Consider the following 15,119-nt stretch of genomic DNA (forward strand, 5'->3'; position numbering starts at 1 on the left):
CGGCGCGTCATGTTGCGCTGCGCTCTGTATGACGTTCTTTGGCTCTTGTTTACCACACCGCAATGCTTAGACGCCTCAACATAAACCGCCTGATACTGGCCATCATCCTCACGGTTCTGAGCTTGGTGATTGGCATGACGGGCTTCACTGTCATCGAAGATTACGGGCTGATTGACGCGTTTTATATGACGGTAACCACCGTGGCCACGGTGGGCTTCGGTGAAGTTCAACCGTTTTCGCAGGCCGGGCGGCTGTTTGTATCGTTCTACATTCTCTACAACCTCGTGGTTGTGGCTTACCTCATATCGGTCCTGTCCGCGTTTATCTTTGACGGGGAGCTGCGCAAAATTTATAAAATGATTCGAACCGACCAGGAGATTAAACGTTTCAGCGGCCATGTCATCGTGTGCGGATTTGGGCGCAATGGCCGCCGGGCCCACCAGGAATTGCGCGCCAACGGCGCCCGCGTGGTGGTCATCGAATCGGACCAGGAGTTGATGAAAAGCATCACGGACGGCCAAACCGGCGAAGATTATGATGATAATGGCATTGCGGGCGGTCGAATCTTTACCGTATTCGGCGATGCCACCTCCGACCTTGTGCTCAAGCAGGCGGGCGTGGAGCGGGCCTCGGCCCTTATCACGGCCCTGCCCAAGGATGCCGACAACGTATTTGTAGCCCTTTCGGCCCGCGCTCTCAACCCGCGCCTGAAAATCATCGCCCGCGCCTCGCTCAAAACTTCGGAAAGCAAGCTGCTTTCCGCCGGGGCCGATTCGGTGGTCATGCCCGACGAAATCGGGGGCTCGCACATGGCCAAGCTGGTGGTGCGCCCCGAGGTCATCCGCTTCCTCGACCTGATTTCGGGACTCAGCCCCGACAAGCTGCGCCTCGAAGAAATGAGCTACGACCAAATACGGCGCGATTTGCGCGGCCTCACCATTCGGGAGATGGACGTGCGCTCCCTCACCGGGGCCACCATCATCGGCATGCGCCAGGCCAGCGGCGCCCTGCTGGTGAGTCCGCCCGTCGACTACGCGCCCGCGCCCGGCGACGTGCTGCTGGTCCTCGGCAGCGAAGACCAGATTCAGAGCTTCGAGGTGCAGTTCCGGCAACTTTAATTCATTTAACAATTAACATTTATCATTTAACACGCTGTTTGCGCAGGCCCGCGCCAGGAAGCGTCAGCAGGTCGGCTGTTAAATGTTAATTGATAAATGTTAAATGAAAAACATGCACATTCTGCAACTCTGCCCGCGCGTCCCGTACCCGCCCCACGATGGCGGGGCCATTGCCATGTACGACGTGGCCGCCGGCCTCGTTCGGGCCGGGCACCGCGTCACGCTGCTGGCCATCAATACGCCCAAGCACCGCCAGCCGGCCGATGCCCTGGCCCACCTGGGCCCCAACCTGCGGCTGGAGCTGGTGGACGTGAATACGGATATTTCTGCCATTAAAGCCCTGAAAAACCTGCTTTTCAGCCGCCAGCCCTACAACGTGGAGCGGTTCATCAGCCCGGCGGTAGGGCAGCGGCTGCTCGAAGTCCTGCGGACCGGGCAAGTGGACATCGTGCAGATGGAGGGCACCTTCGTGGCTTGGTACGCCGAGTGGCTGGGCCGCCAGCACGGCGCCGATTTCCGGGTGCCGCCCCTGGTTTTGCGGGCCCACAACGTGGAGAACACCATCTGGCACATGCTGGCCCGCCGCGAAGCCAACCCGCTCAAGCGCGTTTTCCTGCAAACCATGGCCAGCCGTCTCGAAGCGTTCGAGCGGCGCTACCTGCGGCAGTTCGACGCCGTAGCCGCTATCACGGAGGCCGATGCCGAGCGCCTGCGCGCCATGCACTGCCCCGAGCCGGTGGTGTTCATCCCGGCCGGGGTCGAGCTGAGCCGCGTGCAGGCCAACCCGGCCGCGCAGCCCAAGCCCCGCACCCTGTTTATGATAGGTTCGCTCGACTGGCTGCCCAACCAGGAAGGCGTGGAGTGGCTGCTGCGCGAGGTGTGGCCCACGCTACACGCCGAAATGCCCGACGTGGAGCTGCACATTGCCGGCCGCAACGCCCCCGCTCACCTGCTGGCTCCGCGCACCGATAACGTGTTCATGCACGGCTTCGTGGAGTCAGCCGCCGAGTTCATGCAGCAATACGACCTGATGCTAGTGCCGCTGCTCAGCGGCGGCGGCATGCGCGTCAAAATCATCGAGGGCCTGGCCCTGGGCAAAGCCATATTGAGCACCCGCCTCGGGGCTGAGGGCATTGCCGTGCGCGATGGGCACGACATCGTGCTGCGCGATTCGCCCGTCGATTGGCTTACCGCGTTGCGCACCTGGGCCCGGGGCGAGCTGCCTGGGCGCGAGCTGGGGGCCGAAGCTGCCCGCACCGCCGCCACACTCTACGACAACCGCCGCGTTGTGCAGCGTTTTATTGATTTGTACGAGCAATTGTTGCTGCCCGCGCCCGCCGGTACGCCTGCTCATTCGCCGCCCGTATGAAGCTGTTCGTTCTGCTTTCGCGCTTCCCGTACCCGCTCGATAAAGGGGATAAGCTGCGCGCCTACCACCAGCTCCGGTACCTGGCCGAGCGCCACGAAATCTGCCTTTTTGCGCTCACTGACGAAGATGTTTCGGCCGAAGCGCAGGCCCGGGTGCGGCTGCTGTGCCGGGGTGGGCTGGTGGTGCACCGGTTGCGCCGGCCCGGCATTGCCCGCAATATGGCGCGCGCCCTAGCCACGGGATTGCCCCTACAAGTGGGCTATTTTTATGATGCCAAAGCCCAGCGGCAGGTTGATGGCCTGCTGCACGATTTCCGGCCCGACCACGTCTACTGCCAGCTCATCCGCATGGCCGAGTACCTGCGGCCCCACGCCGGCCGGGTACCGATGACGTTGGATTACATGGACGTGTTTTCGGCCGGCATGGCGCGGCGGGCCACCCAGGCCCCGCTGTGGCAGCGACCCGTGCTGGCCTTGGAAGCCCACCGCTTGCTGGCTTATGAAGCCACGGCGTTCGGCTGGTTCCAGCACCACACCATCATCAGCGACCAGGACCGGCAGTTGATTAACCACCCCGGCCGCGACCAGATTCAGATTGTGCTGAACGGCATCGACACCGAATTCTTCCAACCGCGCCCGGCGGCCTTAAAAGAATACGACGTCCTATTTTGCGGCAATATGAGCTACCACCCGAACGTAGATGCCGCCTGCTTTCTGGCCGAAGAAATACTGCCGCTGGTGCGCCAGCGCCACCCGGCGGCCCGGCTGCTGGTGGCCGGCACCACGCCCGCGCCCCGGGTGCAGGCCCTGGCCTCGGCGCACGTCATTGTCAGCGGATGGGTGCCGGATATCCGGGCGGCCTACGCTTCGGCGCGGGTGTTTGCCGCCCCCATGCGCGTGGGTACGGGCCTGCAAAACAAGCTGCTCGAAGCCATGGCGATGGAGCTGCCCTGCGTGACCACGCCGCTGGCCAACAACGCGCTGGGCGGCACCGACGGGCAGGAGCTGCGCGTGGCCGATTCCGCGACGGCGCTGGCCGAAGCCATTTCTCAGCTGCTGAGTAATCCGAATGCCGCCGAAGCGCTGGCGGCTCGGGGCCATCAGTTCGTGCAAACGCATTTCGATTGGGCCGGGGCCACTGCCCGCCTCGAAGTGCTATTACAGGCAGGGGGCGGCCTCCGGGGCTAACTTTGCGGCGGCCCTTGTTGTTATGGCCCGAAATACCACCCCCACTCCATGCTTGATTCCATTGAATCTGCCATCGCTGATATTCGCGCCGGCAAGGTGGTCATCGTCGTCGACGACGAAGACCGTGAAAACGAAGGCGACTTTATTTGCGCTGCCGAATGCGCTACTCCCGAAATCATCAATTTCATGGCCACCCACGGCCGCGGGCTGGTGTGCGCCTCGCTGCCCGAACAGCGCTGCGAAGAGCTGGGCCTCGACCTGATGGTGGGCACCAACACGGCCCTGCACGCCACCCCATTCACGGTATCCGTCGATTTGCTGAAAAACGGTGTGACCACCGGCATTTCCGCTTCCGACCGCAGCAAGACCATTCTGGCCCTTATCGACCCCGCTACCAAGCCCGAGGAATTGGGTAAGCCCGGCCATATTTTCCCCCTCAAGGCCCGCAAGGAAGGCGTATTGCGCCGCGCCGGCCACACCGAAGCGGCCGTGGACCTGGCCCGCCTGGCCGGCCTGGCCCCGGCCGGGGTGCTGGTTGAAATCCTGAAGGAAGACGGCGAAATGGCGCGCCTGCCCGACCTGGAAATCGTAGCCAAAAAGTGGGGCCTGAAGCTGGTTTCGGTGCAGGACCTTATTAAGTACCGCCTGGCTACGGAGAGCCTTATTTACCGCGAAATATCGGTGAAGATGCCCACCGAAGACGGAGAATTCGACCTGTACGCCTACACCCAGCGCTCCAACGGAGTGAAGCACCTGGCTTTGGTGAAAGGCGATATTAGCGGCCCCGAGCCGGTATTGGTGCGGGTGCACAGCTCCTGCGTTACCGGCGATATTTTCGGTTCGTGCCGTTGTGACTGCGGCTCGCAGCTGCGCCAGGCCATGCGCCAGATTGAGCGCGAAGGCCGGGGCGTCATCGTTTACATGAACCAGGAAGGGCGCGGCATCGGCCTGCTCAATAAGCTCAAAGCCTACAAGCTGCAGGAGCAGGGCCGCGATACCGTGCAGGCCAACGAAGACTTGGGCTTCAAGGGCGACGAGCGGGATTACGGCGTGGGCGCATCCATCCTGCGCGACCTGGGCGTAACCAAAATGAGCCTGCTCACCAACAATTCCAAGAAGCGCACGGGCCTTGTCGGCTACGGTCTCGAAATAGTGGAAACGCTACCCATTGAAATTCACTCAAACCCGCACAACGAGGCTTACCTCACCACCAAGCGTGACAAAATGGGCCACGACATTATGCGCCCCGTATCGGCCGAAACGCCGATTGCGTAAGTGCGGTATCCTCATCCTGAGGTAGTTTGCGAAAACGGGGTAGAGACGCATACTTGCGTCTCGTCGTTGAACTGCCTGCGGTAGGACCGTCAGGCGAGCCGTTCAACGACGAGACGCAAGTATGCGTCTCTACCTCCGCCAACCGATTTTCGCAAACCAGTTTGGGATGAGAATAAGTATGATTTTAGAAAAAGGCCGGCTGCATAGCCGGCCTTTTTGCGTTGGGCTAGTTGCTGACGATGGGCCTGTTAGCGGCGTTAAGAAGCCATTCGGCAGCGGCGAACAGTCGCCGGAAGCTGTTTGGAAGCCATTCAGCAGCGACTAATAGGTGCCTGAAACCGTTGGGCGGGCATCCGGCAGTGGCGAAAGGCTGGCTAAGCGAGCGCGGCCAATTGTTGCCGCAGCAGCGTGAGCACCGACTGCGCCGCGTACTCCACGTTCAGGGTCCGGCCCCGGTCCAGCACGTACTCGCGGCTGATGGTTTGGGTGCCGTCGGCGTAGGCCAGGCACACGGTGCCTATTTCCTTGGTATCGGTGGCCCCGGTGGGGCCGGCGATGCCGCTGGTGGCAACGGCCACGTCCACGCCCAGGCGGCGGCGGGCACCTTCGGCCATTTCGCGCACGGTGACCTCGCTCACGGCTCCGTATTGGGCCAGGGTGGCGGCCTGAACGCCCAGCTCTTCCTGCTTAATATCGTTGTGGTAGGCCACGATGCTGCCCCGGAAATACGCCGAGCTCCCCGAAACGTTGGTGAGGCGGTGCGCCACCAGGCCGCCAGTACAGCTTTCGGCCGTGCCGATGGTGAGGTTATGGGCAAGTAACAGCTGGCCGATAGCGGCTTCCAGCGTGGTTTCTTCCTCGGCAAAAATGTACTCGCCGATGCGCTCGCGCAACACGGGCAGCAGGGCCAGCATCCGGCCGCGCAGGTCGGGTTGGCCGTCATCGGAGCCGGTCAGGCGCAGGCGCACGGCCCCGAAGCTGGGCAGGTAGGCCAGCTTGATATTGGCGGGCAGGGCATCTTCCCAATCGGCAATTTTCTGGGCCAGAAACGACTCGCCCATGCCGGCCGTCATCACCACCACGTGCTCGATGGGGGCGATGCGGAATTGGGCCTGCAGGCGCGGCAGGACGTGGTCGGTCATCAGGCGCTTCATCTCGAAGGGTACGCCGGGCATGCTCACGAAGATGGTGCCCTGGTCCGAAAACCACATGCCGGGGGCCGTGCCCACCGCGTTGGGCAGCACCTCGCAGTTGGCCGGCACCAGGGCCTGCTGGCGGTTCACATCGAGCATGGGCCGTTGGAAGCGCTGAAAAATTTGCTCTACGTGGCGCAGCGTGGGCTCATGCATCACCAGCTCGGTGCCGAAATAACGGGCTAATACGTGCTTGGTCAGGTCGTCTTTGGTGGGGCCCAGGCCGCCGGTGATAAGCACCACCTGTGCGCGCTGGCGGGCTTGGTCCAGGGCCGCCATAATCTCATCGGCGCGGTCCGAAACCGACGAAATCTGGCGCACCCGCAAACCAATCTTACCCAGTTCCTGGCCCATGAAAGCCGAATTGGTATCGATGACCTGCCCGTAGAGCAGCTCGTCGCCAATGGTCATGATTTCCACATCGGGCGGGGCGGTGGGGCCATCAGGCGGGGTATTGGCAGCGGGAAGCGGGCGAGCGAGGGGCATGGTTTGTCGAGGTAAAATGGGTTTGGCCGCAAAATTGTCTTCAACTTGCACAAGCGGCGGTCCAAGGACAGCCATAGGGGCCATCCGGTTTTCCCGTCGCAGCTGTTTATTCCATGTTTACTCGCATTGCCAGTGCCCTGCTCGTAGCCGGCCTGCTGGCCACTACGGCACCTGCCGCCCACGCCCAAACTACCGCAGCTAAAAAAGCAGCGGCCGCCAAAAAAGCCACTGCCGCCAAAAAAGCCGCCGCCGCCAGAACTGCCGCCACCAAAGCCGCTGCTGCAAAGGCTGTTGCCGCTAGGGCAGTAACCCCTAAAGCCCCTGTAGCTGCTCCTGCGCCCCTCACCGAAGCCCAGGCCAGCGCCGGCGTGAAAGAAGCCCTCAACAAGGGCATCATCAAAGCCGTACAGTTTGCCTCCGAGCCCGACGGTTTCAACCTCAACGACGACATTCACATTCCGACCCCGCCCGACCTGGAAATTGTGAAGTCGACCGTGGGCCGCCTGCCGGGCATGGGCCTGGTATTCACCCAGCTCGAAACCCAGCTCAACCGCGCAGCCGAGGCCGCTGCGCCCAAGGCCAAGGATATTTTCCTCAACGCCTTGGCCAACATCAGCATTACGGATGCTCTTACCCTGGTCACCAGCGGCTCAACCGACGCGGCTACCCAGTTCCTGCGCCGGTCCACGCAATCGCAGCTGATTAGCGCCTTCCACCCCGACATCGAAGCGGCCATCGACCAGGTTGGGGCCGGCCGGGCCTACGCCACCGTTACCGATAAATACAACAAGATTCCGCTGATGACGCCCGTGAACCTGAGCCTGGCCGACTATACCACGCAAAAGGCTGTGGATGGCCTGTTTATCCTGCTAGCCAACGAGGAGGCCAAAATTCGCAAGAACCCCGCTGCACGTACTAGTGACATCCTCAAGACAGTATTTGGCCGGTAATCACCGAAACCAAACACCGAAAACGCCCCGACTGGAAGTTCCAGCCGGGGCGTTTTCGGTTTATCGGGGCAGAGTTGTCCTAATAGTCATCGCTGTCGGTGTTGCCGCCGCGACGGCTCCCCCGGCCACTGCTGTAGCCTTCGTCGGCGTCGTCATCGTCGTCAGCAAATTCGTCCTCCTCCTCATCGAGGCTGGTGAAGCCGCCGCGGTCGGAATTTTCGGCGCGCTCGGCTTCCACAAACTCCTCTTCGGTCATGTTGGCCAGGTCCAGCGCTTCGTCGTGCGAGGAGCCCGTGTCGGTCCACATCAGGTAATCGGCGTATTTGGCCGAGAGCCGGTCCTCCGTATTGCCCAGAGCAGCCGCACCGCCTTTGGCAGCGTAGGAGTCCAGGTTATCATCGTCGTCGAGCAAGTTGTCGTCCAGGTCGTTGTTATCAATCATGGCCAGGGCGGGGAAGAGTAAGGTGGATGATAGGGCTAAATTGAGTGACAAAGATACGGACTGGGGAGATTTCTGGTTAGCATTTTCCAGTCTTAGCCAATCGATAATACATCATCCCGGCCTTTTCAGTGGCTTAATCTGTCGGCTGCTAATCGCAGGTTGGCGGGGCGGTACTTCACCACCACCCGCTGCTTTGGAAACAAGGCGTAGAGCCTCACCTGCTTTTGGCTGGCCGCGCTGAAGTACTGGTCGAGTGGAATGGCTTGGTCGCCGTGCCGCTGGTATTCGCCCTGGTCGTAGAGTTGCGCCAGGCACTGCGTACCAGCATACGGGCTCGGAATGGGAACCTGAATGAGTTTGCCGGCCGCGGCGGTAGCCAGCCATGCGGGCCGGTTGCCTGGGGCAACGTGGGGCGGGTGAATGACCTGCAAATCGACCAATTGCGCATTGAAGCCGGTAGTTGTTGGCACCTGGCCGTTGGTGGTGAGGAGCCGGGGCGTGGTGGGGGCCGGTCCGGCGTAGTAGTAGGGAGTGGTCTGGTCAATTGTCAGCGGGTCGAAATGGCCCAGCTCGCGCAGGTAGGCAGCCATGTGCTTGAGGCCTTCGCGCTCGTGTTCCAGCACGTGGTCGTGGCCGACGTAGACTACGATTTTCGCCGCCGGGTTATTCTTCATCACCGCCAGAATATTGACCGCCTGCATTGAATCGCGGTAATTGTACTGCCGGCGCCAGTCGGCAAATTCCTTTTCCTGCCCTCTTGTTATTTCGTGCCCGAACACCTCAAAGCCCGTTGCTCTGGCCGCCCGCAGCAGCCGGCCCATGGTGGGCTCTCTGGTGTAATAGCCCGAGCTTGAGAGCGGGTAATTGCGCGTATTTATTGCCTTATCAGCGGGGTCCAGCGCTTCCACGGCGAAATGGTGGTAGCCTAGTGAGGCCAGCACCGTCAGCAGCTCCTGGCAAAAGGCGCGGTGGCCCGGCTGGGTGTGGTCTTCGTTGAGGATGACGACCCGGCTGATTTTGGCGCGGGCGGCAATGAGCGGCATCGGGTCAGCCAGCTGATAAGTGCCGGGGCGGGAAGCCGTGCTGCGCGGAGCCGGGCTGAGTTGTCCCACAAACGAATAGTAGGTAGCCAGGGCCTGCCCGTACACGTCCGGGTCGAACTGGGTTTTGCCCGCGAGCAAAGTGCGTAGCGGAGCTACGTAGTTCAGGTTGCCTTTGCCGTCCAGCAGTTGTTTTTCGGCTTGCCGGAAGGGGTTTTGCCGGGGAGTTTGGGCCGCAGCCCCGTTCGGGTGGGCCAGTTCCAGCAGGCCGGCAGCCAAGGCTGAAATAAAGCAACGCATGGGGAGCAGTCGGGGGTGGGAATCAGGCGCAAATTAAGCTCCGTTATTTCAACCGCAGCCCCTGAAAATCCGTCACCAGCAGCTGCTCATCACAAAACCCATACTCGGCCGGTACGTTGGAGCTGAGCAGCAGCGTGCGGCCGGTGCGGGTGGCCTGCACGTGTTCCTGATACCAGGCTACCCCGGCGGCATCAAGGTTGGTGGTGGGTTCGTCGAGCAGGAGCAGGGGCGTGTCCGCGTACAGCGCCAGCGCCAGCTTAAGGCGCTGCTTCATTCCCGATGAAAACTCGCGTACCAACTGTTGGCGCGCTTTTTCCAGGTACATCAGCTCAATCAACTTGTCCGGACTGACACCCGGGCGCAGGGGCTTGAACTGGGTATGAAACCGGAGCAGCTCCAGCAGCGTCAACTCTTCCAGCAGCTCCAGGTAGGGCGCCGCATAAGCCAGGTGCCGGGGCACATCTTCCACGGCCAAAGATTGGCCGGATAAGGAGTAGGTCAGGGTGCCCTCGGTGGGCAGCAGCTGCCCCGAAAAAGTGTTCAGCAGCGTGCTCTTGCCGGCCCCGTTGGGGCCCAGCACCGCCGTGGCACTGCCGGGGCGAAAAACGCGCGTCAGCCCCCGGAAAATCCAGTCGCGCTGAAAGCGCTTGCCCAAGCCAGTGGCGGTGATTTGCAATTGTGTGGTAGCTGACGTTAAAGAACAAGAACGTCATGCTAAGCTTGCTCAACATGACGTTCTTATTTAAGTTATTGCCAAGGCCTACTCGGCCTCGCTGCCATCGGGCCGGCCGCGCTTGGGGCCTTTTATAATGCCCCTGGTAGCGGCCCGCACAAAGCTAATGGCAGTATCCCGCTCGGCCGAAGCAGGCAGCTCAGCCTCAATTTGGGCCAGGGCATCCTGGGTGTTGAGGCCGCCCAGAAACAGCGTACGGTAGAGCTGCTGCACCAGGTTGATAGCGGCTTCCGAGAAGCCCCGGCGGCGCAAACCCACCGAGTTGGCACCGGCGTAGGAGAGCGGCTCGCGGCCGGCCTTCACGTACGGGGGCACGTCTTTGCGCACCAACGAACCACCTGAAACCATGGCGTGCGCGCCAATCTTCACAAACTGATGCACGGCTGACGAGCCGCCGATAATGGCATAGTCGCCAATCTCGACGTGGCCTGCGACCTGCACGGTATTGGCCAGAATGCAGTGGTGGCCGATGATGCAATCGTGCGCAATGTGCACGTAGGCCATGAGCAGGCAGTTGCTGCCGATGCGGGTTTCGCCACGGTCCACGGTGCCGCGGTTCACGGTCACGCACTCCCGAATCACGGTGTGGTCGCCAATGACGGCGGTGGTTTGCTCACCGGCGAACTTCAGGTCCTGGGGTACGGCCCCAATCACAGCGCCCGGAAATATCTGGCAATTCTGCCCGATGCGGGCACCGTTCATGATGGTCACGTTCGGCCCAATCCAAGTGCCTTCCCCGATTTCGACATCTGCGGCAATGGTCGTAAACGGTTCAACGGTTACGCCCGGCGCAAGGCGAGCAGAAGGGTGAATATAGGCGAGGGGGGAAAGCATTCTGGGGGAGTTATGAGTTTAGAGTTACGAGTTATGAGTTATCTGCAAGCAGGCGTATTCAGTAAAAAAAGCCAACTCATAACTCACAACTGATAACTCATAACTTAAAAAATTAGGCGTCTTTGCGGACGATAGCGGCGCTCATTTCGGCGTCGCACACCACCTTGCCGTTCACGAAGGCCTGGCCGCGCATTTTGGCAATGCCGCGCTTGATAGGGGCCAGCAGCTGGCAGTGAAAAATGATGGTGTCGCCGGGCAGCACTTTTTTGCGGAAGCGCGCATTCTCAATGCCCAGGAAATACTGCCAATAGTTCTCGGGGTCGGGCACGGTGTTCATCACCAAGATGCCGCCGGTTTGGGCCAGGGCTTCAATTTGCATCACGCCGGGCATAATCGGGTTGCCCGGAAAATGGCCCTGGAAGAAGGGCTCGTTGATGGTCACGTTCTTCACGGCCGTCACCATTTGGTCGTCGAGGTGAATGACTTTGTCAATCATCAGAAACGGGTAGCGGTGGGGCAGCACCTGCATGATGCGGTTCACGTCCATCACCGGCTCGCGGGTGGGGTCGTACTGCGGCACAGGGTTGGAGTGGGCCTCCAGCATTTTCTTCTTGATTTTCTTGGCGAAGGCCACGTTGGCGGCGTGGCCGGGGCGGGCCGCCAGAATCTGGCCCTTCAACGGGCGGCCTACCAGGGCGAGGTCGCCCACGAGGTCGAGCAGCTTGTGGCGGGCGGGCTCATTTTTGTGGCGCAGGTCCACGTTGTTGAGAATGCCTTCTTTCTTGACGGCCACGCGGGGCTTGCCCAGCATCTTGGCCAGGTCATTCAGCTCGTCGTCGCTCACCACGCGGTCTACCACCACAATGGCGTTGCTGAGGTCGCCGCCGCGAATCAGGTTGTTTTTGTAGAGCATTTCCAGCTCGTGCAAAAAGCAAAACGTGCGCGACGACGCGATTTCAGCCCCAAACTGGCCGATGTCGGCCAGCGTGGCATGCTGCGAGCCCAGCACCGGCGAGTTGTAGTCCACCATCACCGTGAGGCGGTAGTCGGGCAGGGGCAGGGCCGCAATTTCCACGCCGCGGGCATTGTCGACGTAGCGAATGCTTTCCGGGATTTCGTAGTAGTTACGCAACGCGTTCTGCTCTTGCAGGCCCACGCTTTCGAGCGCGGTCATGAAATCGGCCGATGAGCCGTCCATGATGGGCGGCTCGGGGCCGGAGAGCTGAATGAGGACGTTGTCGAGCTGCATGCCCACCAGCGCCGCCAGGGTGTGCTCCACGGTGTTGACGCGGGCTCCGTTCTGCTCAATGGTGGTGCCGCGGCTCAGGTCAACCACGTTGTCCACGTCGGCATCCACGATGGGCTGGCCGGGCAAATCCACCCGTTGAAATTTGTAGCCATGGCCCACGGGCGCGGGGCAAAACGTCATGGTGGCCTCTACGCCGGTGTGCAGTCCGATGCCGCGCACCGTCACGGGTGCCTGAATGGTGTGTTGCTTGTCGTTCATCTGGTTGGTTGCCAGTTGCTGATTGTCAGTTGTCAGGCTGACAAGGTCCTTAAACCTGACAACTGACAATTAGCAACGAACAACTAATAGGCTGCAAAGCTAGGGCTTTTCCGTCGTGTTTTGGGCCTTCTCTAAGAGGATAACGCGCTGTTCCAACTCGGGCAAACGGCGGAATACAATTTGGGCGCGTTGGTTCTGCTTAAAGTCAAAGGCCGTAGAGCCCTGCAGAATCAGGCCTTCTTTCTTTACGTTTTTGCCCACGCCCGACTGCGCGGTGACGGTGGTTTTGTTGGCCAGCGTGACGTGGCCGGCCATGCCCACCTGCCCCGCCAGCACGCAATGGTCGCCGATTTTGGCCGAGCCCGCGATGCCCGTTTGGGAGGCAATGACCGTGTGCTGACCAATTTCCACGTTGTGGGCCAGCTGCACGAGGTTGTCGATTTTGCTGCCCCGGCCAATGCGCGTGGAGCCCAGCGTGGCGCAGTCGATGGTGGCGTTGGCCCCGATGCTCACGTAGTCTTCCAGCACCACGTTGCCGATTTGCGGAATGGCCTTGTAGGAGCCGTCGGGCTGCGGCGCGAATCCGAAGCCGTCGCTTCCCACCACGGCCCCGGCTTTGACCACGCAAAACCGACCGATGACGGTGTCGGAATATATTTTGGCTCCCGCGTGAATGACGCTGCCTGCGCCGATGGTCACCCGGTCGCCGATGTAGGCGTGCGGGAAAACCAGCACGTCCTCGCCCAGCTGGCAATCGTCGCCGATGTAGGAAAAGGCGCCCCGGTAGTGCCCAGGGCCGATTTTAGAAGTCTCACCGATAAACGAAGGCTGCTCCACGCCGCGCTTGCCGGTGCGGGTGGCTTGTGCGTAAAACTCCAGCAGCTGGCTAAAGGCCGTGTACGGGTTCTCGACGCGAATCAACGCGGGCACGATTGGCTGCCGCAGTTCCTGCGCATTACCCACGATGATGGCCGAAGCGCCCGTTTCGTAGAGAAACGGCTCGTACTTAGCGTTCGACAGAAAGGTGAGCGAGCCGGCCTGGGCTTCTTCAATCTTGGCCAGGCTGGAGATGCGCTGGGCCGCGTCGCCCTCCACGGTGCCACCGAGCACCTCGGCGATTTGCTGAACGGTAAATTCCATAAGGGGCAAAAGTAGGCGGCGGTTTTTGTTTTTGGGCTAGTGAAGGCCTGAACGTCGTGCCGAGCGCAACCGAGGCATGACGTTCTTTTTTATTTCAGCGAGACGCCAGGCAACTACACTATCTCCTTGGGGTAGCAGATGTAGAACTTTTCCACCCGCTGGCTCAGGGCTCGGATATTGGGCAGGTCGGAGGCTTCCATGACGTTGACCACGTCGCCTCGCTTGGTCAGAATTTCGATGGGTTCCTGGCTCTCGGCGTTGTAGGCGCTGTTGCTGAGGCGGCCGGAAATCAGGAGCAGCTCGGCTTCGGCGGGCGGGAGGTTGAATTTGTCCTCAATCAGCTCACGGATGCCGAGGCGGAATTCCTCGTCAAAGGGCTCGGGAGCGAGCACGATTTTGAGCAGGTTGCGGTGCAGGATGCTCTTGGCCAGGTAGCTCAGAACTTTGTCGGGGTGTCCGGCCCAGGCTTTGATGGCCGACCAGATGTCGAAATCGTCCAGCTCCACGAAGTGGCTGAGGATTTTGTTGTCTTTCTCGAATTCGGCCAGGCTCACGGCGCGGCCCAGGAAGTAGCTCAGGCAGTTGTTGGCGGGCACTTCTACGCCCTGGCGGGCCAGGTCGCGGGCGCGCTGCACGGTGCGAATGACCATTTGCTCGGCCGAAGTCACGGTTTTGTGCAGGTACACCTGCCAGTACATCAGGCGGCGGCTCACCAGGAAGTTTTCGACCGAATACACGGCTTTTTCTTCCAGCACCAGCCGTTCCTCGTGCACGCGCAGCATTTTGATGAGGCGGTCGGCGCCGGGGCGGCCTTCCTCCACGCCGGTATAGAAGGAGTCGCGGTTGAGGTAATCGAGCCGGTCCATGTCGAGCTGGCTGCTCACCAGCTGATGAAAAAACGGCCGCGCATACGTGCCCTTAAATATTTCAATGGCCAAGTCGAGCTTGCCCCCGAATTCCGTGTTCAGCCGCTGCATCAGAAACAGGGAAAGCTGCTCGTGCGGTACATCCTGAAAAATAGCCGTTTCCAGGGCGTGGGAGAGGGGGCCGTGGCCCACGTCGTGCAGCAGGATGGCCGCCAGCGCCGCCTCGCCTTCGGCGGCCGAAATCTTTACGCCCTTGTCCTTGAGCGTGCGCAGGGCCAGGCTCATGAGGTGCATGGCCCCCAGCGCGTGGTGAAAGCGCGTGTGCAGCGCCCCCGGGTACACAAAGCCCGTGAGGCCGAGCTGCTGAATGCGCCGCAGCCGCTGGAAATACGGGTGCTCGATGAGGTCAAACAGGAACTCCGTCGGGATGGTAACGAAACCATAAACCGGGTCGTTGAAAATCTTCTTTTTATTCACTGAGCGAGTGGGAGGGAATGACGGGCAGAACACAGGACGGAGAAATATGGCGCGGCCGGGCAGAAATAGGCAACATTTGCAGCCGTAGTCCGTCAATAACTGAACGCGAAGCTACGGCCCATCGTTTGGGCAGGCTCAACACCTCAACGGGAACGCTGCCGAGCGAAAGCCGCCGAAGTTCTGTATATCCATTCGGGACATC

Annotated in this window: 13 protein-coding genes; 5 read left to right on the plus strand and 8 right to left on the minus strand. The window is 61.1% G+C overall.

What is annotated here, in order from left to right; genetic code table 11:
• Window positions 1-62: 62 nt before the first annotated feature.
• The 4 genes from IEW17_RS01615 (at window position 63) to IEW17_RS01630 (ending at window position 4,949) form a co-directional block, all read left to right on the plus strand.
• On the plus strand, window positions 63-1,118 hold the full coding sequence (locus IEW17_RS01615; RefSeq protein WP_229748733.1) for a potassium channel family protein: 1,056 nt from the start codon (window positions 63-65) through the stop codon (window positions 1,116-1,118).
• Window positions 1,119-1,230: 112 nt separating this feature from the next.
• Window positions 1,231-2,487 (plus strand): glycosyltransferase family 4 protein, encoded by a 1,257-nt coding sequence (locus tag IEW17_RS01620; RefSeq protein ID WP_229748735.1) that lies wholly within the window; start codon window positions 1,231-1,233, stop codon window positions 2,485-2,487.
• On the plus strand, window positions 2,484-3,674 hold the full coding sequence (locus IEW17_RS01625; protein WP_188560267.1) for a glycosyltransferase: 1,191 nt from the start codon (window positions 2,484-2,486) through the stop codon (window positions 3,672-3,674). Before IEW17_RS01620 ends, IEW17_RS01625 begins: the two co-directional genes overlap by 4 nt.
• Before the next feature lie 48 nt (window positions 3,675-3,722).
• On the plus strand, window positions 3,723-4,949 hold the full coding sequence (locus IEW17_RS01630) for a bifunctional 3,4-dihydroxy-2-butanone-4-phosphate synthase/GTP cyclohydrolase II (protein ID WP_188560268.1): 1,227 nt from the start codon (window positions 3,723-3,725) through the stop codon (window positions 4,947-4,949).
• Window positions 4,950-5,323: 374 nt separating this feature from the next.
• Here IEW17_RS01630 and IEW17_RS01635 read toward each other — a convergent pair whose 3' ends face one another.
• Entirely contained in the window at window positions 5,324-6,628 is a 1,305-nt protein-coding gene (locus IEW17_RS01635; RefSeq protein WP_188560269.1) for a competence/damage-inducible protein A, read from the minus strand.
• A 113-nt stretch (window positions 6,629-6,741) separates the two neighbouring features.
• On the opposite strand from IEW17_RS01635, the gene IEW17_RS01640 reads away from it, so the two are divergent.
• Window positions 6,742-7,578 carry a DUF4197 domain-containing protein gene (locus IEW17_RS01640; protein WP_188560270.1) on the plus strand — a complete coding sequence of 279 codons (837 nt, stop codon included), beginning with the start codon at window positions 6,742-6,744 and terminating at the stop codon, window positions 7,576-7,578.
• 79 nt (window positions 7,579-7,657) lie between these two features.
• Here IEW17_RS01640 and IEW17_RS01645 read toward each other — a convergent pair whose 3' ends face one another.
• From IEW17_RS01645 to IEW17_RS01675, 7 genes are all read right to left on the minus strand, one after another.
• On the minus strand, window positions 7,658-8,071 hold the full coding sequence (locus IEW17_RS01645; RefSeq protein ID WP_188560271.1) for a hypothetical protein: 414 nt from the start codon (window positions 8,069-8,071) through the stop codon (window positions 7,658-7,660).
• 74 nt (window positions 8,072-8,145) lie between these two features.
• Window positions 8,146-9,360: a hypothetical protein gene (locus IEW17_RS01650; RefSeq protein WP_188560272.1), complete on the minus strand. Its 1,215-nt coding sequence runs from the start codon at window positions 9,358-9,360 to the stop codon at window positions 8,146-8,148.
• A 43-nt stretch (window positions 9,361-9,403) separates the two neighbouring features.
• Window positions 9,404-10,036 carry an ABC transporter ATP-binding protein gene (locus IEW17_RS01655; protein ID WP_188560273.1) on the minus strand — a complete coding sequence of 211 codons (633 nt, stop codon included), beginning with the start codon at window positions 10,034-10,036 and terminating at the stop codon, window positions 9,404-9,406.
• An 84-nt stretch (window positions 10,037-10,120) separates the two neighbouring features.
• A complete protein-coding gene (gene lpxA, locus IEW17_RS01660; RefSeq protein ID WP_188560274.1) occupies window positions 10,121-10,927 on the minus strand; it encodes an acyl-ACP--UDP-N-acetylglucosamine O-acyltransferase in 807 nt (268 codons plus the stop codon).
• Between the two features lie 112 nt (window positions 10,928-11,039).
• On the minus strand, window positions 11,040-12,434 hold the full coding sequence (locus IEW17_RS01665; protein WP_188560339.1) for a bifunctional UDP-3-O-[3-hydroxymyristoyl] N-acetylglucosamine deacetylase/3-hydroxyacyl-ACP dehydratase: 1,395 nt from the start codon (window positions 12,432-12,434) through the stop codon (window positions 11,040-11,042).
• Between the two features lie 99 nt (window positions 12,435-12,533).
• Entirely contained in the window at window positions 12,534-13,574 is a 1,041-nt protein-coding gene (gene lpxD, locus IEW17_RS01670) for a UDP-3-O-(3-hydroxymyristoyl)glucosamine N-acyltransferase (RefSeq protein WP_188560275.1), read from the minus strand.
• A 113-nt stretch (window positions 13,575-13,687) separates the two neighbouring features.
• The gene (locus IEW17_RS01675) at window positions 13,688-14,917 is read right to left on the minus strand and encodes an HD domain-containing protein (protein ID WP_188560276.1); all 1,230 of its coding nucleotides are present in this window, start codon (window positions 14,915-14,917) and stop codon (window positions 13,688-13,690) included.
• Window positions 14,918-15,119: the final 202 nt, after the last annotated feature.

It is taken from the genome of Hymenobacter frigidus (assembly GCF_014640435.1).
GTDB classification, from domain to species: domain Bacteria; phylum Bacteroidota; class Bacteroidia; order Cytophagales; family Hymenobacteraceae; genus Hymenobacter; species Hymenobacter frigidus.